Origin of the sequence: Agarivorans sp. QJM3NY_30 (assembly GCF_050870855.2) — a bacterium.
GTDB lineage: Bacteria > Pseudomonadota > Gammaproteobacteria > Enterobacterales > Celerinatantimonadaceae > Agarivorans.
Window position 1 is genome coordinate 1,536,365 of record NZ_CP194038.2, and the last position, 25,125, is coordinate 1,561,489.

The window sequence follows — 25,125 nt, forward strand, 5'->3', positions numbered from 1 at the left end:
GCAATGCTTAAAAAGTTGCTTGTTGTCTTGTTGTTTAGCGTGAGTTTTTCTGTTCAAGCGAAACTTGAATCACCTTCTATTCCTATTGTGACCCCCTATATTGTTGGTGGTTATGATGCTCCCCAAGTTTACCCGTGGATGGCGCAGGTCTTTTTAGGGAATGTGCGGTGTGGCGGGGTATTAATTGCAGAGTCATGGGTGGTGACGGCTGCGCATTGTACCTATCGGTCTTATGCTCCCAACGCCCAGGTTGCGCCAGAACAGGTTACGGTGGTGTTAGGCGGATTGCTACGAACCACTCCCCTCGATGCGCAGTCGGTGACGGTGAGTGAAATTTATCAGCATCCTCAGTATATTAGTCCCACCATGGATGGCCCCAATTTTGATTATGATATCAGTTTGTTAAGGCTGTCGGAGTTTCAACAAGGTGAATTCCCGATCATTAATCTAAATATGCTTAGTGAGAGTTCCATGCTGGGAAGTTTTATGACGGTGATTGGTTTTGGCAGAATTAATTCCGATCCTTTTCATCCGGTGTATCCCGATGTATTGCAGCAAGGTAACTTGCGTTTAATCAGCCCTCAACAATGTGCTAATTATTGGGGAAGCTCAAAATTAACCGATCGAATGTTTTGCGCCTACGGCACCGATCAGGATGCTTGCGCAGGGGATAGCGGTGGTCCGGTATTTGTTAATCAAGGAGAAGACTATCGTTTACTCGGGATCGTGAGTTGGGGGAGTCTCGCTTGTCAGGGGCTCCCTGGCGTTTATACGGATATTGGGCGTGTTTGTGGTTGGATTAGCGATATTCTCAGCCAACAGGATAATATTACTATCGCTTGTGCCGAGATAGCACCTAATGCCTCGTCTGATAGTAGCGGTGGAGGCGCTGCAGCTTGGTTGCTGGTGTTGAGCTTACCGCTTTGGCTATTCAGGAGGGGGCGATTAGGTGCTAATTCACGGCGCTAAACCTTGCTATTACTGACTGCAATCACTAAAATCCTTGGCTTGTAAATTATTATTCATGCCAAAGAGTTGTACCTGTGATGCGCGTTGCCGATTTTTCTTTTGACCTTCCCGATGAGCTGATTGCTCGTTACCCAAAACAGCAACGCCGAGATAGTCGTTTACTTTGTCTCAATGGTCAAACGGGCGAGGTGCAACACCAACAATTTCCAGATTTGTTGGAGCATATTCAAGCTGATGATCTATTGGTGTTTAATAATACCCGAGTGATCCCAGCCCGTTTGTTTGGCCAGAAAGCGACGGGTGGCAAACTAGAAGTACTTATAGAGCGTGTGCTTGATGAGCATCGAGTATTAGCCCATGTTCGTGCTTCCAAATCGCCGAAACCGGGCAGCGAAATACGTTTAGCGGATGCTTTTGATGCGACGATGTTGGCCCGTCACGGCGCTTTATTTGAACTGCGTTTTGATGACTCAGCGACGGTCTTAGAATTACTTGAACAGCATGGTCATATGCCGCTTCCCCCCTATATCGATCGTCCTGACGAAGATGCCGATAAGGAACGCTATCAAACGGTTTATAACGAAAAGCCGGGCGCGGTTGCGGCCCCCACCGCCGGATTACATTTTGATGAAGACTTACTCGCACAGATTAAAGCCAAAGGCGCTGATACTGCCTTTGTGACTTTACATGTGGGGGCTGGTACTTTTCAGCCGGTGAAAGTTGAATCTATCGATCAGCATGTGATGCACTCTGAATATGCCGAAGTGAGCCAAGCGGTGGTGGATAAAATTGTTGCGACTAAAGCAAGAGGAGGGCGGGTGATTGCAGTTGGTACCACTTCGGTACGCTCTCTAGAAAGTGCAGCTAAAGATGCAAAGCTTAAAGGGCAGGCCCTGCAAGCCTACGCTGCAGAAACCGATATTTTTATTTTCCCCGGTTATCAATTTGAGCTAGTGGATGCGATGGTGACCAATTTCCATTTACCCGAGTCAACCTTAATCATGTTGGTGTCAGCCTTCGCTGGCAAAGATAACGTTAGCCGAGCTTATCAGACGGCTATCGATAACCAATACCGCTTCTTTAGCTATGGTGATGCGATGTTCATTACCAGTAAAGAAGCATAATTTAACGACAGTCGGACTGTTTATCTGACCTTGAGGCAAGTAATGAAATACCAGCTATTAGCAAAAGACGGCAAAGCTCGCCGTGGCCGTTTAGTGTTTGAACGGGGGAGTGTTGAAACACCAGCATTCATGCCTGTAGGGACTTATGGTACCGTAAAAGGTATGACCCCTGAAGAAGTATCACAAAGTGGCGCTGAAATCCTATTAGGCAATACTTTTCACTTGTGGTTGCGTCCGGGACAAGAGGTGATGCGCGCGCATGGCGACTTGCATGACTTTATGAATTGGCAGGGGCCAATTTTGACCGATTCCGGCGGTTTCCAAGTCTTTAGTCTGGGTGATATTCGAAAAATTACCGAAGAAGGGGTACATTTTCGAAACCCGGTCAATGGTGCAAAGATCTTTTTGAGTCCTGAAACGTCTATGGAAATTCAAAACGATTTAGGTTCCGATATCGTGATGATTTTTGATGAATGTACACCTTATCCTGCGACTGAAGATGAAGCCGAAAAGTCGATGTTAATGTCGTTACGCTGGGCTGCTCGTTCACGTCAGCGTCATGATGAGTTAGGCAACAAAAATGCTTTGTTTGGGATCATTCAGGGTGGAGTTTATGAGCATCTACGCGATGTTTCTTTGGAAGGTTTGACTCAAATCGGTTTTGACGGTTATGCCATTGGCGGCTTAGCTGTCGGTGAACCGAAAGAAGATATGCACCGCATTCTTGATTATGTTGCGGTTAAGGTTCCTGAAGATAAGCCTCGTTATTTAATGGGGGTTGGTAAACCCGAAGATTTGGTGGAAGGTGTACGCCGTGGCGTGGATATGTTTGACTGTGTTATGCCGACACGTAATGCGCGCAATGGTCATCTATTCACCAGTGACGGGGTGGTGAAGATCCGTAATGCACGCCATCGTGACGATACCAGTACCTTAGATAAAGAGTGTGATTGTTATACCTGTCAAAATTATTCTCGTTCCTACTTGCATCATTTAGATAAGTGTAATGAAATCCTTGGCGCTCGTTTGAATACCATTCATAACTTGCGTCACTACCAACGTTTGATGCAAGGTTTACGTGAGGCGATAGCCGACGGTAAGTTAGACGATTTTGTAGCCGCGTTTTACGCCAAGTTGGGTCGAGAAGTCCCGCCTTTGGCTGATTAATGCTCGATTGACCAGTAAAGCCTTGTTTTTGCTTGGTCAGTCTCCATTTAATAAGATAGTTGTTTTGTATCTTAGTTTTTTTAATTAGTAATGAGGGTAACAATGAGCTTATTTATTTCTCCAGCATATGCCGAAGGCGGCGCCATATCACCAGCTGGTGGTGGCATGGAATTAATTTTCATGATGGTCATCTTTGCGGTGATTTTCTATTTCATGATTTATCGTCCACAGTCCAAGCGTGTAAAAGAACATAAAAACCTAATGTCTTCCTTATCTAAGGGTGATGAGGTGCTAACTACCGGTGGTTTGGTCGGTAAAATCATCAAGATTTCTGATGAGGCGGATTATCTGCAACTGAGCTTAAGTGATGACACTACAGTCACCATTAAGCGCGACTTTGTTTCAGCGGTTCTGCCAAAAGGCACGTTGAAATCTCTGTAGTTACAAATTTGTCACTAGGGATATTATTTTGTTAAACAAATACCCGTGGTGGAAGAATTGGATGGTGATCGTTTTGATCGCCATCGGTTTTCTTTACGCCATGCCAAACTTATACGGTGAGGATCCTGCCGTACAAGTATCAGGCACTCGGGGCGCTCAAGTTGAGTTAGCCCAACTAGATGAGATTCGAAATTACCTTACGCAGCAGTCCATCGATTTTCGCTCTGTTGGCTTTGAAAATGGACTCGCTTTGGTGCGTTTGCGCAACGATGCTGACCAGCTTAAGGTAAAGAGTTTATTACATGATTTGCTTGGTGAAGATTATGTTGTTGCCCTAAACCTTGCCCCTGCAACACCCGGTTGGCTAGATGCCATTGGTGCAGGACCGCTTAAACTCGGTCTGGATTTACGTGGTGGTGTGCACTTTTTGATGGAAGTGGACATGAAAGCGGCCATTAGCAAGGCGCAAGAGGGAATGATTCAAGATTTCCGTACCGATCTTCGCGGCGAAAAATTACGTTATTCTGGGGTTCGTTCACAAGGTGAGGCTGTGGTGGTTAGTTTCCGCGATCAAGCCACTTTGGATAAAGCCGTTAGCTTCTTAAATCGCAAATATAAAGAGTATCAAATCTCTGATATTAGTGAGGGTGAACAGTTTCGTTTGAGTGCGAAAATGACCGAGCAGAAGTTGAAAGAAACTCGAGAATATGCGCTGCAGCAAAACATCACGATTATCCGTAACCGGGTAAACGAGTTAGGTGTTGCTGAACCGCAAGTTCAACGTCAAGGTTCCGATCGGATTGTGGTGCAGCTACCTGGTGTTCAAGATACTGCTCGCGCGAAAGAAATTTTGGGTGCGACAGCGACTTTAGAATTCAGAATGGTCAACGTAGACGCTGATGTTCGCGATGCGATGGTCGGTCGAGTGCCACCAGGATCGCAATTGGCGAAACGAGTTGATGGTTCACCTGTGGTGCTAAAAAACCAAGTAATCCTCACCGGCGATCATATTGTTGGCGCACAGTCAGGCTTTGATGAATACAGTCGACCTCAGGTGAATATTAGCCTCGATAGTCAAGGTGGCAGCAAGATGGCCGCATTTACTAAAGATAATGTGGGTCAATCTATGGCAACGTTATTCATCGAGTACAAGCCGACAGGCAAGAAAGATGAAGAGGGTAAGTCAATACTGAAACGTCAGGAAGAAGTGATTAACGTTGCAACTATCCAATCTCGTTTGGGACGTAGCTTCCGGATCACCGGCATTGACTCACCAGCAGAAGCTAAAAATCTAGCCTTGTTATTGCGAGCAGGCGCCTTGATTGCTCCGATCCAAATTGTTGAAGAACGTACTGTTGGGCCAAGCCTTGGTCAGGACAATATCGATAAAGGTTTCTTAGCGATTGTCTTTGGTTTGATATCCTTGTTGGTGTTTATGCCGCTTTACTATCGTAAGTTTGGCTTGGTTGCGAACTTTGCATTGATTGTGAACGTTGGAATGATTATTGGCTTTATGTCGATGATCCCAGGGGCAACTTTAACCTTGCCTGGTATGGCCGGTATTGTATTAACCGTAGGTATGGCGGTGGATGCCAATGTATTGATCTTCGAGCGTATTCGTGAAGAATTAGCCGATGGACGTAGTCCTCAGCAAGCGATTCATCATGGCTACAGTAATGCCTTATCAACCATTTCTGACGCCAATATTACCACCTTCATTACCGCAATCATTTTGTTTGCGATTGGTACGGGTGCAGTGAAAGGCTTCGCGGTGACACTTGCTATTGGTATTGCGACTTCAATGTTTACTGCTATTGTTGGCACCCGCGTGGTGGTTAACTGGATTTGGGGCGGTAAGAAAATAGACAAGCTGTCTATCTAGGAGCAACAACGTGTTTTATTTATTTAAGCCCAAAGGCACGGTGCCCTTTATGGCGCACCGCAAACCATTTATTTGGTTTACCATTTTGTTAATGGTGGCATCGGTGGCCAGTTTAGCCATTAATAAAATCAATTGGGGGCTAGATTTCACCGGTGGTACGTTGATTGAAGTTGAGTTTCAACAGCCTGCCGATCTACCCTTAGTTCGTGATGTGATGAGCAAGAACGGATATCCAGACATTGTGGCACAGTACTTTGGTTCGCAAACCCAAGTGTTGTTGCGAATGATGCCTCGTGAAGGTCTAGATAGTCAGCACTTAGGCGACAGTATCATGGGATTGCTGCGCGATCAGGTTGATGCTCAGGTGCAAATGCGCCGAATTGAGTTCGTTGGCCCAACGGTTGGAAAAGAGTTAGCTGAGCAAGGCGGTTTGGCGATTATTGCTGCGCTGGCTTGTATTTTGCTCTATGTGGCAATGCGCTTTGAATGGCGTATGGCTGTGGGGGCGGTACTCGCACTGGGACACGATGTGATTGCTACTTTAGGTTTGTTCTCCTTCTTGCAGTTGGAGTTTGACCTAACCGTGATCGCGGCCTTATTAACCGTGGTGGGTTACTCACTGAACGATACCATCGTGGTATCGGACCGGATCCGTGAGAACTTCCGTAAATTGCGTAAGGGTGATCCAGTTGAAATTATTGATGTTTCGCTGACTCAAACCTTTAATCGGACCATCGTAACTTCTTTAACCACGATTATGGTATTAATATCGTTGTTCGTATTGGGCGGTTCGTTAATTCATAACTTTGCTACTGCATTGTTATTTGGTGTGTTTATTGGTACCCACTCGTCGATATACGTCGCTAGTACGCTGGCCTTGTACTTAGGAATTAAGAAAGAAGACTTTATGCCTAAGGAGCTGGAAGAAAAAGAAGGCGCCGACCAAGACCCCATCATGTAGTCACATAAACCCGCCGCTGGCGGGTTTTTTTTAAGGAGAAAAAAATGGCTCACAATCCGCGGTTTTTAGCTTTGGTCGATGACTGTCGTCGTCGTATCAAAGAATGTGATGTGCATCAGGTAAAGCAGTGGCTCGACCAAGGTTTGGCTTTTCATTTGATTGATAATCGTGAACAGGACGAATGGCAGAAAAGCCGCATTCCGGGAGCTCAATACATGGGGCGAGGGATTTTGGAACGTGATATTGAGCAAGTGATTCCCGAGTTAGATAGTATGATTGTTATTTACTGTGGGGGCGGTTTTCGTTCGGCCTTAAGTGCCGATAATTTGGTCAAAATGGGGTATACCCAAGTCATCTCTATGGACGGCGGGATCCGCGGTTGGCGAGAAGCGAATTATCCCTTAGAGGAGTCATAAGATGTCAGCGCTTGCGACGACCATGATTTATGCCTTTGATGTTGCAGAACAGACTCATTATTACTTTGATCAAAGCGAAGCCAACCAGGCTTATGCGAAAGCTGAGTTAGCGGTGGAACACCCGGACTGGCGCGAGCCAATGACCGTTCTTGAACTACTGGAAATCAAAGATGCACTGCTGGGCGAGTTTGTTAAGCGTATCGCTTTTTTGGAGCTGCAGTTAGAGCGTGTTGAGATGGGTAGTGATAGTTTTGATTTAGATGCTGATTAGACGCGCGAAATACTTTTCCTTCATTTCAGCTAAATAACCTTGGTTAAATCGCTTCGGTAAGGCTTAACCAAGTTATTATCTTATTTTACTGCTGCCTCCCTTGGCTTATTTTTACAATGTTGTACCGATACCTGCTTTAGCATTTATTACCGACATCGAGACTTTAATATTGCCAATTTATATTCATCTGGATTGTCGTTTTTAGAGCATTTTGTCTGTTTGAAGCTAATCCTCTTGCGAGTCCCACATTAAGCCTCAATCAATATCCTTTTGGTGGGGACCCGCATCCTATCGATGGCATTTTTATGATGTTGTTTTAAATACAAATTCTATATTTCTACGAAACACCACCTGAACTGTGCGCGAAATTCGCCACTGGCTTAGCATTTGCAATGAGCGAAGGGCTATTTGAGTACCTGGTTTATGTGTCTGAATGACTTGGCTGAGAACTGCTGGATAAGCGTTTTAGCTTAATCGCAATTGGAGCTGGATGTGGTCGTAAATGAGTGTCATCTAGTATGTCGATCGCGTGATGACGCGCTGCGTTCTATCTGGAAGGGAGTCTAATATTTTCACTCTCAGCCGGTAAGGGGCCGCTCATCACTGGTGACGATGGTCGCTTGGGGGCATCTAATTGGACTCAAATGAGCAGTCTTTTAATTACTTACAAGGAATGTTGTATGGCTACTGTGTATTTTTCTTCGCCAGTGATGCGTAAGAACAAGAAAGTAACGGCGGTTGCAGGTAAGCGTGATGCGTTGCTAGGTTTAGCGGAAGATCATGGGGTGAAAATTCCCCACGAATGTAAAGATGGGCGTTGTGGCTCATGTTTGGTGGAAGTGACCCATTTAGATGGTGATCATATTAAAGGTGCTATGTTGACAGATAAAGAACGGGAGGGGCTTAAGAGTATTGGTAAACTATCTGAAAAAGATGCTGAACGTGCATCTGTGAGCGATATGCCACCAAAGTATCGCTTAGCGTGTCAGGCGATAGTGACCGATGAAGATGTATTGGTGAAGTTCACCGGAGAACCAGGAGGAGCTTAGTGCTACTGATGCTGCTAAGCGATTTGGCAGTGGGTCGAACGGTTTGAAGGATATAAAAAAACCAGTTGTGATTAACAACTGGTTTTTATTGCTCGGATATGTGTTTAAGCTTTAATTGCATCAGTTAAATGAGGACGAATGCAAGCCAACATATGTTTGAGTACCTTGGGACTTGCACAAACGACATTACCGCTTTGGTAAAATTCAGTATTACCGACAAAGTCTGTCACTATTGCGCCAGCTTCACGAGCGATTAACTCTCCTGCGGCGATGTCCCAAGGTTTTAGGTTTAATTCGAAGAAACCATCGTGGCGGCCAGCAGCCACATAGGCAAGATCAAGCGCTGCCGAACCCGTGCGGCGAATATCGCTGCATTCGGCGAAAATTGCGGCGAACATCGGCAGATAACTTTCAATGTAGTGTTTGCGCTTAAACGGAAAGCCAGTAGCTATGAGGGTGTTTTCAAGATCTTTTGCTTTGTTTACCCGCAAGCGGTAGCCATTCAGTTGAGCACCTTTACCACGAGAGGCCGCGAATAACTCATTTCGCAAGGGATCATATACGACGCCGTGTTCGGTTTTACCGCGGACACGTAGTGCAATAGAAATGGAAAAGTGAGGAATTCCTTTGATAAAATTGGTGGTTCCATCCAGTGGGTCGATGACCCACTGGTATTCATCATCCTTGCCTGTACTTACGCCGCTTTCTTCCGCAATGATCGAATGATCAGGGAAAGCGTTACGTAGCGTGTCGATAATCGTTTTTTCGGCCGCTTTATCAACATTCGTAACGTAGTCGTTAGCACCTTTAGTTGTTGTTTCTATTTTGTCTAACTGTGCGTAAGCTTGAGTTACGACTTTGCCTGCGTTTCGCGCAGCGCGAATCGCAATATTTAGCATAGCATGCATGAATTACCACCAATTTGTAGAAAGAACATTAAATAACCGCCGGATTATAGAGAATCACTGAAACAAACTCAATCGATTATAGACCGTGTTGGTGAACTTTTTCCAACAGAGCCGCTACTGGCTGCTCACACAGAGGCTATGTTACAATCGGCGGCATCAAATTTAGGGTGAAGTAATCATAATGTTGGAAAATGTTCGAGTGGTTTTAGTAGGCACCAGCCATAGTGGTAATATTGGTTCTGCAGCTAGAGCTATGAAAACCATGGGGATCAGTCAGTTATATTTAGTGGCCCCGCAAGCCGAAATTGATGGTAAGTCGGTGGCCTTATCTGCTGGGGCTTCAGATGTTCTGGGCGGTACCACTATCGTTAATGAATTAGCGGATGCCGTTGCCGATTGCCAGTTAGTCATTGGCGCAAGTGCTCGTTCTCGGACTTTAGATTGGCCAATGGTCGATGGCCGAGAAGCCGGAGTTAAATTGGCAACAGAAGCACAGCAAGGTCAAGTGGCAATTGTATTTGGTCGAGAAAGTAGTGGCTTAAATAATACTGAGTTACAGCAGTGCCATTTTCATGTTTGTGTCCCAGCCAATCCCGAATACAGTTCTTTGAATTTGGCGATGGCAGTACAATTACTCAGTTATGAAGTAAGAATGGCTCATCTAGAATTACAAAACACCTATACTTCGAGCGATGTTGTCGTGGACTACCCGCATGCCGATGACTTAGAGCGATTTTATCAACATTTTGAGCAAAGTATCGCCGACAGTGGATTCATTATTAAACCTCATCCCGGCAAGGTTATGGAAAAAGTCCGTCGAATGTTTAATCGTATTCGCATGGAAAAACAAGAGCTTAATGTGATGCGTGGCATTTTGACTTCGTTCGATAAACATATCCCTAAGTCTGAAAAATAAACCTGAGTAATGCATAGGGTTTTATACTTGACTAAAACAGTAGGGTATGAAAAGATTGTGCGCAAGTTCACGCGATAAATAGGTTGATTATGCGCTTAACGTCTAAGGGACGATATGCTGTTACAGCGATGCTAGACGTTGCTCTGCATATGGAAGATGGTCCGGTTTCTTTGGCTGATATTTCTGAGAGGCAAGGGATTTCTTTGTCTTATTTGGAACAGCTTTTTTCAAAGTTACGCAAACAAGGTTTAGTGAGCAGCGTGCGGGGTCCTGGCGGTGGTTATCGTTTAGGGATGGATGCCGATGACATTGCTGTTGGGATGGTGATCCATGCCGTGGATGAGTCGATTGATGCGACTCGTTGTTTAGGCACTGCTGACTGTAAAGGGGGGAAACCCTGTTTAACCCACTCGCTTTGGAATGATCTGAGTGAGCGTATCGCCGATTTTCTGGATAACATCAGTTTAGGTGGATTAATGCGAGAACGGCAAATCGCCAATCTGGCGCTTAGTCAAGACCAATCCAAACATGTTGATACCAATACCATACAAATTAGTTTATGAGGCTTGGCTTGCGCCGAGTTGTAATGGAGAACTTTAATGAAATTGCCAATTTATCTTGATTATTCAGCAACCACTCCCGTCGATCCTCGAGTTGCTGAAAAGATGATGCAGTACCTAAGTGTCGATGGCGTATACGGTAATCCCGCATCTCGTTCCCATCGATTTGGTTGGCAGGCTGAAGAGGCTGTCGATATTGCGCGTAACCAAGTCGCCGAACTGGTGAATGCCGACCCTCGTGAGATTGTGTTTACCTCTGGTGCGACCGAATCAAATAACCTTGCCATTAAAGGTGCTGCACACTTCTATAGTAAAAAGGGCAAGCACGTTATTACCTGTAAAACAGAACATAAGGCTGTGCTAGATACATGTCGTCAGCTAGAGCGAGAAGGTTTTGAGCTTACTTATCTAGAACCAGAAAGTAATGGCATTATTGATTTGTCGAAGTTAAACGATGCGATGCGTGATGACACGGTATTAGTCAGCATCATGCATGTTAATAATGAAATCGGTGTTATTCAAGACATTCAGGCCATTGGTGAGTTGTGCCGTTCTCGTAAGATTTTATTCCATGTTGATGCGGCCCAAAGTGCGGGTAAAATTGACATTAATCTGCAAGCTTTACCAGTGGATATGATGTCTTTTTCGGCGCATAAGGTTTATGGACCAAAGGGCATTGGTGCCTTGTATGTTCAACGTAAACCACGGATCCGCTTAGAAGCACAAATGCATGGCGGTGGTCATGAACGTGGTATGCGCTCAGGCACCTTACCAACTCATCAAATAGTCGGTATGGGGGAAGCGTTTGCGATTGCCAAACGAGAAATGGCTAAAGATGAAGAACATCTTCATGCACTAAGAGACCGTTTCTGGGCTGGTATTAAAGATATCGAAGAAACCTACATCAACGGTGATTTTGAGCAGCGAGTGGTTGGTAACTTAAACGTGAGTTTTGCGTATGTAGAAGGCGAATCATTGATTATGGCCTTGAAAGATTTGGCGGTATCTTCAGGTTCAGCATGTACTTCAGCAAGCTTAGAGCCCTCTTATGTACTTCGAGCGCTAGGCCTTGATGATGAATTAGCCCACAGCTCGATTCGTTTTTCCTTTGGCCGTTTCACGACCGAAGAAGAAATAGATTATGCAGTGAAAGTAATTAATGAAGGAATTGGGCGTCTCCGCGATATGTCTCCACTTTGGGACATGTTTAAAGACGGAGTAGACCTGAGTCAGGTCGAGTGGGCACACCACTAAGCACAATCATTAACGGATTTGGAGAAATATCATGGCTTATAGTGAAAAGGTAATCGATCATTACGAAAACCCAAGAAATGTTGGTGCTTTCGAAGACAAAGAGGACAATCATATCGGTACGGGTATGGTTGGGGCACCTGCTTGTGGTGACGTGATGAAACTACAATTAAAAGTGAGTGATAGTGGTATTATTGAAGACGCGCGTTTCAAAACTTATGGCTGTGGTTCAGCGATTGCGTCAAGCTCATTGGTAACAGAGTGGGTAAAGGGCAAAAGTTTAGCTGAAGCAGAAACGCTGAAGAATACTGATATCGCAGAAGAGTTAGCCTTACCGCCAGTGAAAATCCACTGTTCTATTTTAGCGGAAGATGCTATCAAAGCGGCGATAGCCGATTATAAAAAGAAAAACGCTTAATCGATAAAGGAGCCAGTATGGCTGTATCATTAACCGAAGCTGCAGCAAGCCACGTGAGTCAGTTCTTGGGTAATCGAGGTGTCGGTAAAGGGGTGCGCTTAGGCGTGAAAACCTCAGGATGTTCAGGAATGGCTTACATTTTGGAGTTTGTTGACCAGTTAGCTGAAGACGACAAAGTTTTCCAAAGCCATGGCGTGAATGTGATTGTTGACGAAAAGAGCTTACTTTACATTGATGGCACTGAATTGGATTTTGTTAAAGAAGGCTTAAATGAAGGCTTTGTATTTAATAATCCCAATATATCCGGAGAATGTGGCTGCGGAGAGAGCTTTAGCGTTTAAATGGAATACGCTATGAATTATTTCGAAATGTTCTCTCTAAAGCCTTCAAATCAGCTAGACCTGCAAGGTTTAGCTGCTTGTTATAGAGAGCTACAACAGAAGTTTCATCCCGATAAGTTTGTGGTTGATGACGCTGAAGCGCAAGCCCTTGCAATGCAACGGGCGACTCAAATTAACGATGCTTATCAAACCTTAAAAGACCCTTTATTGCGGGCACAATATTTGTTGAGTTTGCAGGGCGTTGAAATAGCGGGTGAGCAACAAACCATTAATGACATTGAGTTTTTGATGAGTCAGATTGAACTGCGTGAGCAGTTAGCTGAAATTGAAACTGTCAGTGATCCCGAAAAAGCCATCGAAGATTTAAGTAAGTTACTGAAACAAAAGCGAAGTGACTTGAGCTTGAGCTTTGAAAAAGCCTACAATGAGCAGAATTTTGAGTTGGCGGCCGATCTGGTACGTAAACTTAAGTTTTTTGCACGTTTGCAACAACAGTTGCTACAACTCGAAGAAAAGATCCTAGATTATTAGTCACTATGGCATTACTACAAATTGCAGAGCCTGGGCAATCGGCTGTTCCTCATCAACATAAGTTAGCCGTAGGCATTGACTTAGGTACCACAAACTCATTAGTTGCAACTGTTCGCAGTGGTAAAGCGCTGACTTTAGCCGACCATGCCGGCGATATTTTATTACCTTCGGTAGTGCGGTATCTGACGAGTAGCGTTGAGGTGGGTAAGTTGGCAAAAGCTCAAGCCGTCACCGATCCGTATAACACCATTACTTCAGTTAAGCGTTTATTAGGTAAAAGTTTGGCAGAGGTAGAGCAACAAGCTTTACCTTATCACTTTGCCGAGTCTAGTTCTCCCCAGTTACAAACGGTGGCTGGTGTGGTTGATCCGGTGCAAGTCTCCGCGGAAATTTTGAAGTCGCTGGCGCAACGCGCACGAGAATCGCTGCAAGGCGAACCCGATGGGGTGGTGATTACGGTTCCAGCCTATTTTGATGATGCCCAGCGTCAGGGCACAAAAGACGCTGCACAGCTTGCCGGTTTACATGTTCTGCGCTTATTGAATGAACCCACCGCCGCCGCAATTGCTTATGGTTTGGATAGCGGTGATGAAGGCATTATTGCGATCTATGATTTAGGTGGCGGTACTTTTGATATTTCTATCTTACGTTTATCGCAAGGGGTATTTCAGGTCTTGGCGACTGGAGGCGATTCAGCGCTTGGCGGGGATGATTTTGATGATGCCTTAGTCGAATGGATCGCTAGCCAAGCTGGGATTACTCAGCTTAGATCGGCGCAGCTGCAACGTGAATTATCACGGATTGCCAATCAACTAAAAATAACTTTAAGTGATCAGTCGGAAGCAGAAGTTTGTTTGCAGATTGAAGGGCTCAACTGGCAGGGAATACTGCGCCGTGAGCAATTTGATGATCTAATTAGTGAGCTGGTGAAACGCACCATTCGCGCCTGTCGCCGTGCCTTACGTGACGCCGAGGTTGAGCTTGAGGAGGTCAGCAATGTGGTGATGGTTGGTGGTTCCACTCGAGTCCCTAAAGTACGGGGTGAGGTGGCTAATTTCTTTGGTAGAACACCCCTGACCAATATCGATCCCGATCAAGTCGTTGCCATTGGTGCTGCGATTCAGGCGGACACTTTGGTGGGCAATAAAAAAGATGACGAGTTATTGTTATTGGACGTAACGCCTTTATCTTTAGGGATAGAAACGATGGGGGGCTTAGTGGAGAAAGTTATTCCGCGTAATACCACCATTCCGGTTGCCCGAGCGCAGGAGTTTACTACCTTTAAAGATGGCCAAACTGCGATGGCAGTACATGTTGTGCAGGGCGAGCGTGAACTGGTTGATGATTGCCGTTCATTAGCTAAATTTAACTTAAAAGGGATCCCGCCTTTAGCCGCTGGTGCGGCACACATTCGGGTGACTTTTCAAGTGGATGCCGATGGCCTGTTATCCGTTACAGCGATGGAGAAATCGACCGGGGTTCAATCTTCGGTGGAGGTGAAACCATCTTATGGCTTGGAAGACGAACAAGTCGTTAAAATGCTCAAAGACTCTGTGAGTCATGCCAAACATGACTTATCGATGCGTATGCTACGAGAACAACAGGTGGAAGCGGCTCGTTTTATTGAAGACATGAGTGCCGCTTTAAGCGAAAGCGGCGAGCGCTTGTTGAATGATGATGAACGACAACAAATACAAGTAGCGATGCAGCACTTACAAGTCGTGGCCCAAAAAGAAGATGTTGCAAATATAGAACAGGCAATTAAACAGCTTGACAGTATTAGCCAAGATTTTGCTGCAAGACGTATGAATGATTCGATTAAACAGGCCTTAACTGGCCAGCAAGTAGACAGGATTTAGTATGCCTAAAGTAATTTTCTTGCCCAATCCGGACTTGTGTCCAGAAGGGGCGGTTGTAGAAGCCAAGTCAGGTGAAACGGTATTAGACGTTGCGCTGCGTGATGGTATTGATATTGAGCATGCTTGTGAGAAATCCTGCGCCTGTACTACCTGTCATGTAATTGTGCGTGAAGGTTTTGATTCTCTCGACGAAAGTGACGAGTTAGAAGATGACATGCTGGATAAGGCATGGGGTCTTGAGCCAGAATCTCGACTCGGTTGTCAGGCCGTTGTGGCCGATGAAGACCTTGTGGTTGAAATCCCTAAATACACCATTAATATGGTATCTGAACAACACTAAGGAGTCGCTTATGGGATTACGATGGATAGATACGCAAGATATTGCGATAGCGCTAGCCGAACGCTTTCCCGAGCAAGATCCGAAACAAGTGAGGTTCACCGATTTACATCAGTGGGTTTGTCAGCTAGAAGATTTTGCTGATGAGCCTCAACATAGCAACGAGCGTATATTGGAAGCGATCATTTTAGCTTGGATGGAAGAGCTAGATTAATACCTATTTGAGGTCAATCTCTGATCTGTTTGCGGGTTAAAATCGATAATAACGACCTTATAAATTTTGTAATTAGAACCAGCAATTACTTCAATTTCTGCTTTGTTACTCCCGATGTTCCGGAAGCTATGATTTGATCATTGTCTTGTCTAGTTTGCTATTTGTATCACCGCAATGGCTTGTTGTCAGATAAATAAATGAGGAAGTATAGATGACCACCGTGTTGGACGTTGTATTATGCGCGAAAGCCGCTCCTGCTCAATGGGGCAATAAAGCATTAATTAGTTTCACTGCAGATCAAGTTATCGTTCATGTCGTTTCAGAAGGCTCGACAAGGCTTCAAGATATTCAAAAAGCCGCGCGTCGCTTAGATGCCCAAGGTTTAAAACACTTGTCACTGATTGGTGACTCGTGGGATCTGGAAGCATGCTGGGCATTCTATCAAGGTTATTATAATGCTAAGCAGGACAGTCAATTAGGTGTCGCGGTGCTAAGTGAGCAAGCGCAACATCAGTTTGAAGCTTTAAAAGCAGCAGCTGATTGGACGCGTGCAGTGATTAACCTTGGCCCCGCTGATATTTATCCACAAAGTTTGTGTGATTCTGCGATTGCATTTTTAACTGAGTTGGCACCGAAGCATATTAGCTACCGGATCATTACCGGTGAAGACTTGCTGGAGCAAGGTTGGGTTGGAACTTACACTGTAGGCAAGGGCAGTTGTCAGGCTCCGGCAATGTTGCAGCTTGATTACAATCCAAGTGGCGATGACGATGAACCGGTCGCGGTTGCTTTGGTGGGGAAAGGTATCACCTTCGATTCCGGTGGTTACAGCATTAAGCCTTCCGATGGCATGTCGGTAATGAAGAGCGATATGGGAGGCGCTGCCACCGTAACTGGTGGCCTAGGGCTGGCTATTGCTCAGGGCTTGAATAAACGAGTCAAACTATTTTTGTGCTGTGCTGAAAACTTAGTGTCCAGTAAAGCTTATAAATTAGGCGATGTGATTAATTATAAAAATGGTGTGAGTGTTGAAGTCTTAAACACTGATGCCGAGGGACGTTTAGTTCTCGCGGATGGTTTAATTGCTGCAAGTGAAGTGAAGCCTGGTAAGATCATCGATGCCGCAACCCTTACTGGTGCTGCTAAAATGGCCTTAGGGCGTGATTATAATGCGGTATTTGGTTTTGATAAAAGCTTGGTTGAGCAAGCCTTAGTTGCGGCGAAGGCAGAAGCTGAAATGGCCTGGGCATTGCCACTTGAAGATTTTCATAAGCAACAAATAAGCTCATCTTTTGCTGATATCGCGAATGTTTCTTCTGGTGAAGGGATGGCTGGGGCTTCAACTGCGGCAGCTTTTCTCGCCTATTTCGTAAAGAATGCAGATCAGAATTGGCTACACTTTGATCTATCTGGTTGTTATCAGAAATCGGCTAATAGTTTGTGGGCGACTGGTGCTAAAGGCCATGGGATCCGTACTATTGCACGCTTGTTAACTGAGTAGAGCTAACTTATTATCATTGGAGTTGTTTAGCTTTCGAAGCGATTTGTTGCGATGACGTTTCATTTAAATGAGATTGACTCGAAGAACTGTAACTATCGACATTAATGATGAGCTAACGCTACATGAATAAGCGAAAGTTGATGACGAAAGATAAACAGCCTCTAGAGGTGCTATTAATAAATTTTGCAATGGAGCTGATAAATGGCCTTAGAACGGACTTTTTCTATACTTAAACCCGATGTGGTGGCGAAGAATGCGATTGGTGCAGTTTATGCGCGGATGGAAGCTGCAGGCTTGCGTTTAGTTGCTGCAAAAATGTTGCATTTGACTGAACAGCAAGCGGCTGGTTTTTATGCCGAACATGAGGGACGGCCTTTTTATCAACCACTCATTGATTTTATGACATCCGGACCCATCATGGTACAAGTACTAGAAGGAGAGAATGCAGTGCAGGGCTACCGTGAGTTATTGGGTGCGACCAATCCCGCTGAGGCTGCCGCGGGCACTTTACGTCACGATTTTGGGACAGGCATGCCACCAAACGGAACTCATGGTTCCGACTCACCTGAATCGGCGGCAAGAGAAATCGCCTATTTCTTTGATGATAACGAAATTTGTCCAAGATAAAACGAAAGAGGCTAAGGCCTCTTTTTTAATGGAATGTTACAGGGCGTTTTATCAATATGCCCCAAGCTTAAGGATTAGCGATATTCGCTGGTAATGTGCTGTCATTATTTGTACAATTCGGCGCTTTTTTAATGGTCTGTCGTGGAGTTAGGCGATGAGTGAGACAAAAACAAATTTACTTGATTTTAACCGAGAAGGGCTGCGTCGTTTTTTCGCTGAATTAGGGGAAAAACCATTTCGTGCCGATCAAGTAATGAAGTGGATCTATCACTTTGGTGTAGATAACTTCGACCAAATGAACAATATCAATAAAACTTTGCGTGAAAAACTAAACAAAGTTGCTGAGATAAAAGCGCCGGAAATTAGTACCGAACAGCGTAGCGCTGATGGCACTATTAAATGGGCGATGTTGGTGGCGGGGCAAGAAATTGAAACGGTCTATATTCCTGAGGGTGATAGAGCAACGCTGTGTGTATCTTCGCAAGTGGGTTGTGCTTTAGAATGTACTTTTTGCTCCACTGGACAGCAAGGTTTCAATCGTAATTTAAAAGTCTCTGATATTATTGGTCAAGTGTGGCGAGCAGCGCAAGTGATCGGACACAAAGGTGTTGAAGGGAAACGGCCAATTACTAATGTAGTGATGATGGGCATGGGCGAACCATTGTTAAATTTATCCAATCTAGTTCCCGCGCTGGAATTAATGCTAGATGATAACGGCTATGGCCTAAGTAAACGTCGGGTTACAGTGAGTACTTCTGGCGTGGTACCTGCCTTAGATAAGCTAGGTGATCAGCTTGATGTTGCGTTAGCCATTTCCTTGCATGCCCCTAACGATAAGCTCCGCAGTGAAATTATGCCGATCAATGATAAGTATAATATTGAAGCATTTCTGGCGAGTGTTAAGCGCTATATCGGTAAGTCAAATGCCAACCGTGGCAAGGTTACAGTGGAGTATGTTTTATTGAATCAAGTGAATGACTCAATGGAACAAGCGCATGAATTAGCGGCCTTATTGCGCGACACACCCTGTAAAATTAATTTAATTCCTTTTAACCCTTATCCGGGCTCACCGTTTACTAAACCGAGCAATAGTCGTGTCGATCGGTTTAGCAAAGTCTTGATGGAATATGGCTCTACCGTGGTCGTGCGAAAGACTCGCGGCGATGATATCGATGCTGCCTGTGGGCAATTGGCGGGTGATGTTGTCGACAGAACCAAAAGAAGCATGAGAAAACGGATGCAACAGCAAGAAATTTCAGTCACAATTCAATAACTAAGCTTATCGAAGGATGAATATGAAACGCTGGCTGTTTTTGCTAATACTAATGTTTTCGGTGACTGCTTGTGTTACTGAAACACGGGTAAATGGCCAAGAAGTTAACAATGACAATCGACAGCTAGATAAAGAAGCCGCGGCTAAAACTCGTATTAGTTTAGCGTTACGTTACTTGCAGGCGGGTGATGCCGAACAGGCTAAGAGAAATTTAGAGTTAGCTCAACAGCTCGCGCCTAATTCGGTTGATGTATATGTGGCTCAAGCCCACTTCTATCAGCAGGTTCGCCAACCGGAGCGGGCCATCAGTGCCTATAAAAAAGCGCGCTCAATTGCCCCAAATAATGGAGACGTATTAAATAATTACGGTGTGATGCTATGTAAGCAGCAAGACTACGTGGAAGCGGATAAACTGTTTAAAAAAGCACTCGCAAATCCTGAGTATGTGCAAGTGGCTGGCACCAATGAAAATGCCGGTTTGTGCGCATTAAGTGCGGGGCATATCGATGATGCCTTAGCGTATTTCTCGAATGCCTTAGCCTATAATATTCGTCGCCCAGCGTCCTTATTAGGGACGGTTGAGATTTACTTACAAAAAAATAAACCAGAGCAGGCGCGAATATATTTGCAACGGTATGATAGTATGGCTGAAACCACTGCCGAAAGTGCATTTGCTTGGGTTCGTCTCGAAAATGCCGCAGATAACTTTGCCGAAGAAGCGCGTTGGGGCCTTACCTTGCAACAACAATTTCCGAAATCAGAACAGACAAAACGATATATAGCTAATGACTACTAAAGCAGAATTAGAGCCTACCGAGCTTAGCGAGGATATTGAAGTGCTTAGCCCAGGCCAAATGTTACAGGAAGCGCGGGTTGTGGCCGAATTAAGCCAACAACAGGTGGCGGATCGTTTAAAATTACGGATTCAAGTGGTGATTGATATTGAAGCGGATAGCTTTGACAGCGGTCTATCCACAACGTTTATCAAAGGCTATTTACGCGGCTATGCCCGGCTGGTTAATTTATCTGAAGATCTTGTCTTATCTAGCTATCAGCATTTAAACGCTGCGCAAGAACAACGCACCGAAATGCAAAGTTTTTCTAAGCGAATTAAGCAGGAAACCCATGATAGCCGATTAATGAAGTTCACCTACTTAGTGGCGTTAGGGATTGTTGCACTGTTGGTCATTTGGTGGCTACAAGAAAAGCAACTCGATCCGGTGTTTGGCTCATTGAGTTCTGAAAGTGCCAGCGTCGTTGAGCCAGCTGAATCAAATCATGTCGCTATCGAGCCAAGTAGCGTTGATGCTGAGCGAACATCAGAGATCCCAGCACCATCGGAATCGCAAGCCGAAGAGAGCGGTGAGCCGTCAGGGGCTGATGCGTCAGTGACGGTTGTTAAGCAAGACACGTTAGTCTCGGAACCAAGCCCTAAACTTAGCGAGACCAATCAGCTCGCGGAAAAAGAGGATGTGGTGGTAGCGGCTAAGCCTAGCTCAGAGGCGCAAGTGCCGGCAGTGCCAGTCCCCCCGCTGAAGACTTTAGTCATGAATTTTGAAAATGAATGCTGGGTGGAAGTTCGGGACGCAAACGATAAACGTTTAGTTGCTGCGATTAAGAAACCGGGTGATAGCTTGAAACTTAGCGGTGTTGCACCTTACAGTATTGTTTTGGGGACGGCTGCTGGTGTGAACATTCACTATGGACAAGACAAAATAGACCTTTCTTCATTTAAGCGCGGTAAAGTCGTGCGTATGAATATCCCTCAATAATTAATAAAGACCTTCGAGTATTATGAACCAGCCAAGTCCAATAAAACGTCGTAAATCAACGCAGATTATGGTGGGCAATGTTCCGGTCGGTGGCGATGCCCCGATTTCGGTTCAGTCGATGACTAATACCCGCACCACTGATGTTGATGCAACGGTTGCTCAAATTAATCGTATTGCAGCGGTAGGTGCCGATATCGTGCGTGTTTCGGTACCAACTATGGAGGCTGCAGAAGCGTTTAAGTTGATTAAACAGCGAGTATCGGTCCCACTGGTTGCCGATATTCATTTTGATTATAGAATTGCCCTTAAAGTCGCTGAGTATGGGGTTGATTGTTTACGAATTAACCCCGGTAACATTGGTAACGAGCAGCGTATACGGGCGGTTGTCGATGTAGCTAAAGATCGTAAAATTCCGATCCGGATCGGTGTGAACGGCGGCTCCTTAGAAAAAGATATTCAAGAGAAATATGGTGAGCCAACACCAGAAGCATTGGTTGAATCGGCGATGCGCCATGTGGATATTCTCGACCGATTAAATTTCGATCAATTTAAGGTGAGTGTCAAAGCCTCCGATGTGTTTCTTGCGGTTGGCGCTTATCAAGGCTTAGCGTCTCGCATTGATCAGCCTTTGCATTTAGGGATCACCGAAGCTGGTGGTATGCGCAGTGGCTCTGTGAAGTCGGCCGTGGGCTTAGGTATGTTGTTGGCGCAAGGGATTGGCGATACGCTACGGGTCTCGTTGGCTGCCGATCCAGTTGAAGAGATTAAAGTTGGTTTTGATATTCTTAAATCGCTGCGGATCCGCTCTCGTGGTATTAACTTTATTGCCTGTCCTAGTTGTTCTCGTCAAGAATTTGATGTGATTGCTACGGTCAATGCATTAGAGCAACGCTTAGAAGATGTGGTTACGCCGATGGATGTATCAATTATTGGCTGTGTGGTGAATGGGCCCGGCGAAGCCCTTATTTCTGATCTTGGTATTACAGGTGGTCATAAAAAAAGTGGCTTCTATCAAGATGGGACTCGCCAAAAAGAGCGTTTTGACAATGATAATTTGGTGGATGCGCTCGAAGCAAAAATTCGGGCTCGGATCCCCGTCAAAGATATCAGCGGTCGCTAAACGGCAAACAAATTTACCTATTGAGCGAAAGCCCCTATAATCGAGGGCTTTTAGTAGTGATTACCTGTTTTATTCGAGATTAATGTGGCTAAACAAATACAAGCAATACGAGGCATGAATGACTGCTTGCCTAGCGACACACCCGCCTGGCAAAAAGTAGAGTCGGTGATTCGTGAGGTGGTGGCTGCTTATGGTTATAACGAAATTAGAATGCCAGTTGTTGAAAGTACTGAACTGTTCAAACGTTCCATCGGTGAAGTGACCGATATCGTTGAAAAGGAAATGTATACTTTTGACGATCGCAATGGTGATAGTTTAACACTGCGCCCAGAAGGCACAGCCTGTTGCGTCAGAGCCGGCAATCAAGCGGGTTTATTATATAACCAAGAACAGCGGCTGTGGTATATGGGGCCAATGTTCCGCCATGAACGCCCACAAAAAGGTCGTTATCGTCAGTTCCATCAAGCGGGTGTTGAAGCCTTTGGCATGGCTTCGGCGGATATCGATGCTGAAGTTATTTTACTTTCGGCTCGTTTTTGGAAGGCTTTTGGTCTAGAAAAGCATGTTAGTTTGCAGCTGAATAGTTTGGGCTCAAATGAAGCTCGTGCTAATTATCGCGATGCTTTAATTGCTTATTTGGAAGCGCATAAAGAAGTGCTTGATGAAGACGCAAAACGGCGTATGTACGATAACCCGCTCAGGGTATTGGACAGTAAAAATCCACAGGTACAAGCGGCCTTAGTCAATGCCCCAAGTTTGGCTGAGTATTTGGATCCTGAAAGCCAAGCTCATTTTCAACAGCTTTGTGCCTTGCTCGATAATGCAGGTATTGCTTATCAATTGAATCCACGTTTGGTCCGTGGCTTAGATTATTATAATCGCACCGTATTTGAATGGGTCACTGATAGCCTTGGTTCACAAGGAACTGTTTGTGCAGGGGGCCGTTACGACGGTCTGGTTGAACAATTAGGTGGTAAACCGACGCCCGCGGTGGGTTTTGCTATGGGCATAGAACGATTGGTATTGATGCTCGAAACCTTAGATCTATTAGGTGATTTACCATCGAGTGCTGATGTTTATGTGATCAATGCTGGAGAAGCAACGCTTGGTGCGGCATTTTCATTAGCTGAACAATTAAGAGATGCGTTACCCTCAGTGCGAGTCATGAGTCACTGCGGTGGTGGTAACTTTAAGAAACAGTTTAAGCGTGCAGATAAATCCGGGGCGAGAGTGGCGCTGATCATCGGTGATGATGAGTTGGCTAATCATCAGGTTACCGTGAAATATTTACGTCAAGATATTCAACAGCAGTGCATCGCTCAAGACGAGCTGGTAGCCTTGCTTAACACAGTATTAGCATAGTTAAGGAGATACCGTGGAAATATACTCCACTGAGGAACAGCAAGTTCAAGCCATCAAAGACTGGTGGAAGAAAAATGGTACATCAGTCATTGGTGGCTCCGTTCTAGGCTTAGCTGCCGTATTTGGTTGGCGCTACTACGGTGATTATCAAGTCGCGCAACAAGACGCAGCCTCTGATGCTTATCAACAAGTTGTTACTCAAGTGGCGAGTAATTCCGATGAGCTTAGCTCATTAGTGAGTTACGTAGCCGATGAAAAAGGAAATAACTACGCGGTGTTTGCGTCGTTATTATTAGCCAAAGAGTTGGTCGCAAAAGAAGATTTTGCGCAGGCCGAAGAGCAGCTTAAATTGGCTTTAGCGGGAGCTCCAGAAGAGTTAAAAGGGATGATTTATGCTCGGTTGGCGCGGGTGCAAGCTCAGCAACAGTCTTTCGATGATGCCCTTGCAAGTCTCGCCTTAATTAATGAGCCAGCCTTAAGCGCAACGGTTGAGTTAATTAAAGGGGATATCTATTTACAGAAAGGTGAACCTGAATTGGCGCGTCAAGCTTATCAAGCTGCAGTTGCGGCTGGTGCCAGTGAACAAGATCCTAGTGTCAACTTGAAATTGAATGATTTAACACAAGCCGAGGCTGCGAATGGCTAAAGCATGGCGCGGTGCTAGCTTGGCCTTGTTGTTACTTGGGTTGTCTGCATGTTCTTTGTTTAATTCTGAAGAAGATGTGGTGCAAATGTCACCAGTGCCTGAGTTTAGTAATCAGTTTAAGGTAACAAAGCAATGGGAAGTTCGAGTCGGTAGTGGTGTTGCAGAGTATTATTCTGCTTTATCGCCAGTGGTCGCCTACGACTCTGTTTTTGCAGCTGCACGCTACGGTGAAGTGCATGCCTTTGATCTTAATGGCAAGTCCCTATGGAAAATCGACTTATCTAAGCTGGAAAGTAATAATCAATTTTCTGGTAATACTCCTAACGCCCGTATTTCGGGAGGCTTAACGGCCGCTTATCAGCGGATTTATCTGGGGACCGAGAACGCCGACGTGGTGGCTTTAGATGCCCAGACTGGTGAGATAGTTTGGCAAGTTAAAGTTGCTGGTGAAGTATTAGCGAAGCCAGCCGTTGAGGATAGTATTGTGGTGGTGATGACCAGTAATGGTCATTTGATTGCATTGGATGCACACAGCGGTGAGCAAAAATGGGACACCAAGATAGATCAACCCGCTTTGTCATTGCGTAGTAAAGCCCCACCGCTGATCTCCAGTGGTGCGATTATCCTTGGCCGGAGTGATGGTAAAGTTGGTTTATATTTACTGGAAAACGGGCAGTTGATCTTTGACACGAAGTTGGCTCAACCAAAAGGTTCCACTGAAATCGACCGCATTGTTGATGTTGGTAGTAAGCCGATATTGATTGATTCGCAGCTCTATGCTGTGGCCTATAACGGTAATTTAGTTTCGGTGAACTTACGTAGTGGCGAAGAGCACTGGAAACGCAGTTACTCCGCTTATCAAAATATTGCCTCCGCTGGTTTAAGCTTGTTTGTTACGGATGCTAGCGATACGGTCTATAGTTTAGAACGTAATAATGGTGTTGAAAACTGGGCACAATCGGGTTTAGCGTACCGTATTGTTACCGCACCAGCGATAGACGGTGATCAAGTCTTAGTGGGTGATAGTGAAGGTTATTTATACTGGTTAAATCGTGAGACTGGTGAATTTATGAGTAAGCAGTTGTTAGATAGTAGCGGCTTATACGTCGCACCTGTGGTAACCTCCGATAAAATTATTGTTCAAACACGAAATGGTAAGCTAATTGCGCTAAATCGCAGTTAAATTGTTATAATTGTGTATAAAAGGCT

At 45.1% G+C, this 25,125-nt stretch carries 28 protein-coding genes; 27 read left to right on the forward strand and 1 reads right to left on the reverse strand.

Going from position 1 to position 25,125, the window contains the following annotated elements:
• Positions 1-3: 3 nt before the first annotated feature.
• The 9 genes from ACRRSX_RS07025 to ACRRSX_RS07065 all read left to right on the forward strand — a co-directional run bounded on the left by ACRRSX_RS07025 (position 4) and on the right by ACRRSX_RS07065 (position 8,280).
• Positions 4-969 (forward strand): serine protease, encoded by a 966-nt coding sequence (locus tag ACRRSX_RS07025; RefSeq protein ID WP_432453909.1) that lies wholly within the window; start codon positions 4-6, stop codon positions 967-969.
• Between the two features lie 77 nt (positions 970-1,046).
• Positions 1,047-2,093, forward strand: coding sequence for a tRNA preQ1(34) S-adenosylmethionine ribosyltransferase-isomerase QueA (gene queA / locus ACRRSX_RS07030; protein ID WP_432456194.1), 1,047 nt, complete (start codon positions 1,047-1,049; stop codon positions 2,091-2,093).
• 42 nt (positions 2,094-2,135) lie between these two features.
• On the forward strand, positions 2,136-3,260 hold the full coding sequence (gene tgt, locus ACRRSX_RS07035; protein ID WP_432453908.1) for a tRNA guanosine(34) transglycosylase Tgt: 1,125 nt from the start codon (positions 2,136-2,138) through the stop codon (positions 3,258-3,260).
• Positions 3,261-3,362: 102 nt separating this feature from the next.
• The gene (gene yajC / locus ACRRSX_RS07040; protein WP_432453907.1) at positions 3,363-3,701 is read left to right on the forward strand and encodes a preprotein translocase subunit YajC; all 339 of its coding nucleotides are present in this window, start codon (positions 3,363-3,365) and stop codon (positions 3,699-3,701) included.
• A gap of 28 nt (positions 3,702-3,729) precedes the next feature.
• Positions 3,730-5,583, forward strand: coding sequence for a protein translocase subunit SecD (gene secD / locus ACRRSX_RS07045; RefSeq protein WP_432453906.1), 1,854 nt, complete (start codon positions 3,730-3,732; stop codon positions 5,581-5,583).
• Between the two features lie 10 nt (positions 5,584-5,593).
• Complete coding sequence (gene secF, locus ACRRSX_RS07050) at positions 5,594-6,544, forward strand: protein translocase subunit SecF (protein ID WP_432453905.1); 951 nt, start codon at positions 5,594-5,596, stop codon at positions 6,542-6,544.
• Between the two features lie 44 nt (positions 6,545-6,588).
• A complete protein-coding gene (locus ACRRSX_RS07055; protein ID WP_432453904.1) occupies positions 6,589-6,960 on the forward strand; it encodes a rhodanese-like domain-containing protein in 372 nt (123 codons plus the stop codon).
• A 1-nt stretch (position 6,961) separates the two neighbouring features.
• Positions 6,962-7,231, forward strand: coding sequence for a hypothetical protein (locus tag ACRRSX_RS07060; protein ID WP_432453903.1), 270 nt, complete (start codon positions 6,962-6,964; stop codon positions 7,229-7,231).
• A 680-nt stretch (positions 7,232-7,911) separates the two neighbouring features.
• Positions 7,912-8,280 (forward strand): 2Fe-2S iron-sulfur cluster-binding protein, encoded by a 369-nt coding sequence (locus tag ACRRSX_RS07065; protein WP_432453902.1) that lies wholly within the window; start codon positions 7,912-7,914, stop codon positions 8,278-8,280.
• Between the two features lie 104 nt (positions 8,281-8,384).
• On the opposite strand, the gene suhB is transcribed toward ACRRSX_RS07065, so the two are convergent.
• On the reverse strand, positions 8,385-9,188 hold the full coding sequence (suhB, locus tag ACRRSX_RS07070) for an inositol-1-monophosphatase (protein WP_432453901.1): 804 nt from the start codon (positions 9,186-9,188) through the stop codon (positions 8,385-8,387).
• Positions 9,189-9,369: 181 nt separating this feature from the next.
• On the opposite strand from suhB, the gene trmJ reads away from it, so the two are divergent.
• The 18 genes from trmJ to bamB all read left to right on the forward strand — a co-directional run bounded on the left by trmJ (position 9,370) and on the right by bamB (position 25,099).
• Positions 9,370-10,104, forward strand: coding sequence for a tRNA (cytosine(32)/uridine(32)-2'-O)-methyltransferase TrmJ (gene trmJ, locus ACRRSX_RS07075; RefSeq protein WP_432453900.1), 735 nt, complete (start codon positions 9,370-9,372; stop codon positions 10,102-10,104).
• Positions 10,105-10,193: 89 nt separating this feature from the next.
• A complete protein-coding gene (gene iscR, locus ACRRSX_RS07080) occupies positions 10,194-10,667 on the forward strand; it encodes a Fe-S cluster assembly transcriptional regulator IscR (protein WP_432453899.1) in 474 nt (157 codons plus the stop codon).
• A gap of 36 nt (positions 10,668-10,703) precedes the next feature.
• Positions 10,704-11,918 carry an IscS subfamily cysteine desulfurase gene (locus ACRRSX_RS07085; RefSeq protein WP_432453898.1) on the forward strand — a complete coding sequence of 405 codons (1,215 nt, stop codon included), beginning with the start codon at positions 10,704-10,706 and terminating at the stop codon, positions 11,916-11,918.
• Between the two features lie 31 nt (positions 11,919-11,949).
• Positions 11,950-12,333, forward strand: a complete 384-nt coding sequence (iscU, locus tag ACRRSX_RS07090; RefSeq protein WP_432453897.1) for a Fe-S cluster assembly scaffold IscU — start codon at positions 11,950-11,952, stop codon at positions 12,331-12,333.
• Between the two features lie 17 nt (positions 12,334-12,350).
• Complete coding sequence (iscA, locus tag ACRRSX_RS07095) at positions 12,351-12,674, forward strand: iron-sulfur cluster assembly protein IscA (RefSeq protein WP_432453896.1); 324 nt, start codon at positions 12,351-12,353, stop codon at positions 12,672-12,674.
• A gap of 12 nt (positions 12,675-12,686) precedes the next feature.
• Positions 12,687-13,205: a co-chaperone HscB gene (gene hscB / locus ACRRSX_RS07100; protein WP_432453895.1), complete on the forward strand. Its 519-nt coding sequence runs from the start codon at positions 12,687-12,689 to the stop codon at positions 13,203-13,205.
• A 5-nt stretch (positions 13,206-13,210) separates the two neighbouring features.
• Complete coding sequence (gene hscA / locus ACRRSX_RS07105; protein ID WP_432453894.1) at positions 13,211-15,064, forward strand: Fe-S protein assembly chaperone HscA; 1,854 nt, start codon at positions 13,211-13,213, stop codon at positions 15,062-15,064.
• Position 15,065: 1 nt separating this feature from the next.
• Positions 15,066-15,404 (forward strand): ISC system 2Fe-2S type ferredoxin, encoded by a 339-nt coding sequence (gene fdx, locus ACRRSX_RS07110; RefSeq protein ID WP_432453893.1) that lies wholly within the window; start codon positions 15,066-15,068, stop codon positions 15,402-15,404.
• 10 nt (positions 15,405-15,414) lie between these two features.
• Positions 15,415-15,615 (forward strand): Fe-S cluster assembly protein IscX, encoded by a 201-nt coding sequence (gene iscX / locus ACRRSX_RS07115; protein ID WP_432453892.1) that lies wholly within the window; start codon positions 15,415-15,417, stop codon positions 15,613-15,615.
• 211 nt (positions 15,616-15,826) lie between these two features.
• Entirely contained in the window at positions 15,827-17,116 is a 1,290-nt protein-coding gene (pepB, locus tag ACRRSX_RS07120) for an aminopeptidase PepB (RefSeq protein WP_432453891.1), read from the forward strand.
• Positions 17,117-17,317: 201 nt separating this feature from the next.
• Complete coding sequence (gene ndk, locus ACRRSX_RS07125; RefSeq protein ID WP_432453890.1) at positions 17,318-17,743, forward strand: nucleoside-diphosphate kinase; 426 nt, start codon at positions 17,318-17,320, stop codon at positions 17,741-17,743.
• Positions 17,744-17,897: 154 nt separating this feature from the next.
• Positions 17,898-19,016 (forward strand): bifunctional tRNA (adenosine(37)-C2)-methyltransferase TrmG/ribosomal RNA large subunit methyltransferase RlmN, encoded by a 1,119-nt coding sequence (locus ACRRSX_RS07130; RefSeq protein WP_432453889.1) that lies wholly within the window; start codon positions 17,898-17,900, stop codon positions 19,014-19,016.
• A 22-nt stretch (positions 19,017-19,038) separates the two neighbouring features.
• Entirely contained in the window at positions 19,039-19,812 is a 774-nt protein-coding gene (gene pilW, locus ACRRSX_RS07135) for a type IV pilus biogenesis/stability protein PilW (RefSeq protein ID WP_432453888.1), read from the forward strand.
• Positions 19,802-20,788, forward strand: coding sequence for a RodZ domain-containing protein (locus tag ACRRSX_RS07140; RefSeq protein WP_432453887.1), 987 nt, complete (start codon positions 19,802-19,804; stop codon positions 20,786-20,788). Before pilW ends, ACRRSX_RS07140 begins: the two co-directional genes overlap by 11 nt.
• 22 nt (positions 20,789-20,810) lie before the next feature.
• Complete coding sequence (gene ispG / locus ACRRSX_RS07145; RefSeq protein ID WP_432453886.1) at positions 20,811-21,908, forward strand: flavodoxin-dependent (E)-4-hydroxy-3-methylbut-2-enyl-diphosphate synthase; 1,098 nt, start codon at positions 20,811-20,813, stop codon at positions 21,906-21,908.
• Positions 21,909-21,992: 84 nt separating this feature from the next.
• The gene (gene hisS, locus ACRRSX_RS07150) at positions 21,993-23,270 is read left to right on the forward strand and encodes a histidine--tRNA ligase (RefSeq protein ID WP_432453885.1); all 1,278 of its coding nucleotides are present in this window, start codon (positions 21,993-21,995) and stop codon (positions 23,268-23,270) included.
• 13 nt (positions 23,271-23,283) lie between these two features.
• On the forward strand, positions 23,284-23,916 hold the full coding sequence (locus ACRRSX_RS07155; protein ID WP_432453884.1) for a YfgM family protein: 633 nt from the start codon (positions 23,284-23,286) through the stop codon (positions 23,914-23,916).
• Complete coding sequence (gene bamB / locus ACRRSX_RS07160; protein ID WP_432453883.1) at positions 23,909-25,099, forward strand: outer membrane protein assembly factor BamB; 1,191 nt, start codon at positions 23,909-23,911, stop codon at positions 25,097-25,099. Before ACRRSX_RS07155 ends, bamB begins: the two co-directional genes overlap by 8 nt.
• Positions 25,100-25,125: the final 26 nt, after the last annotated feature.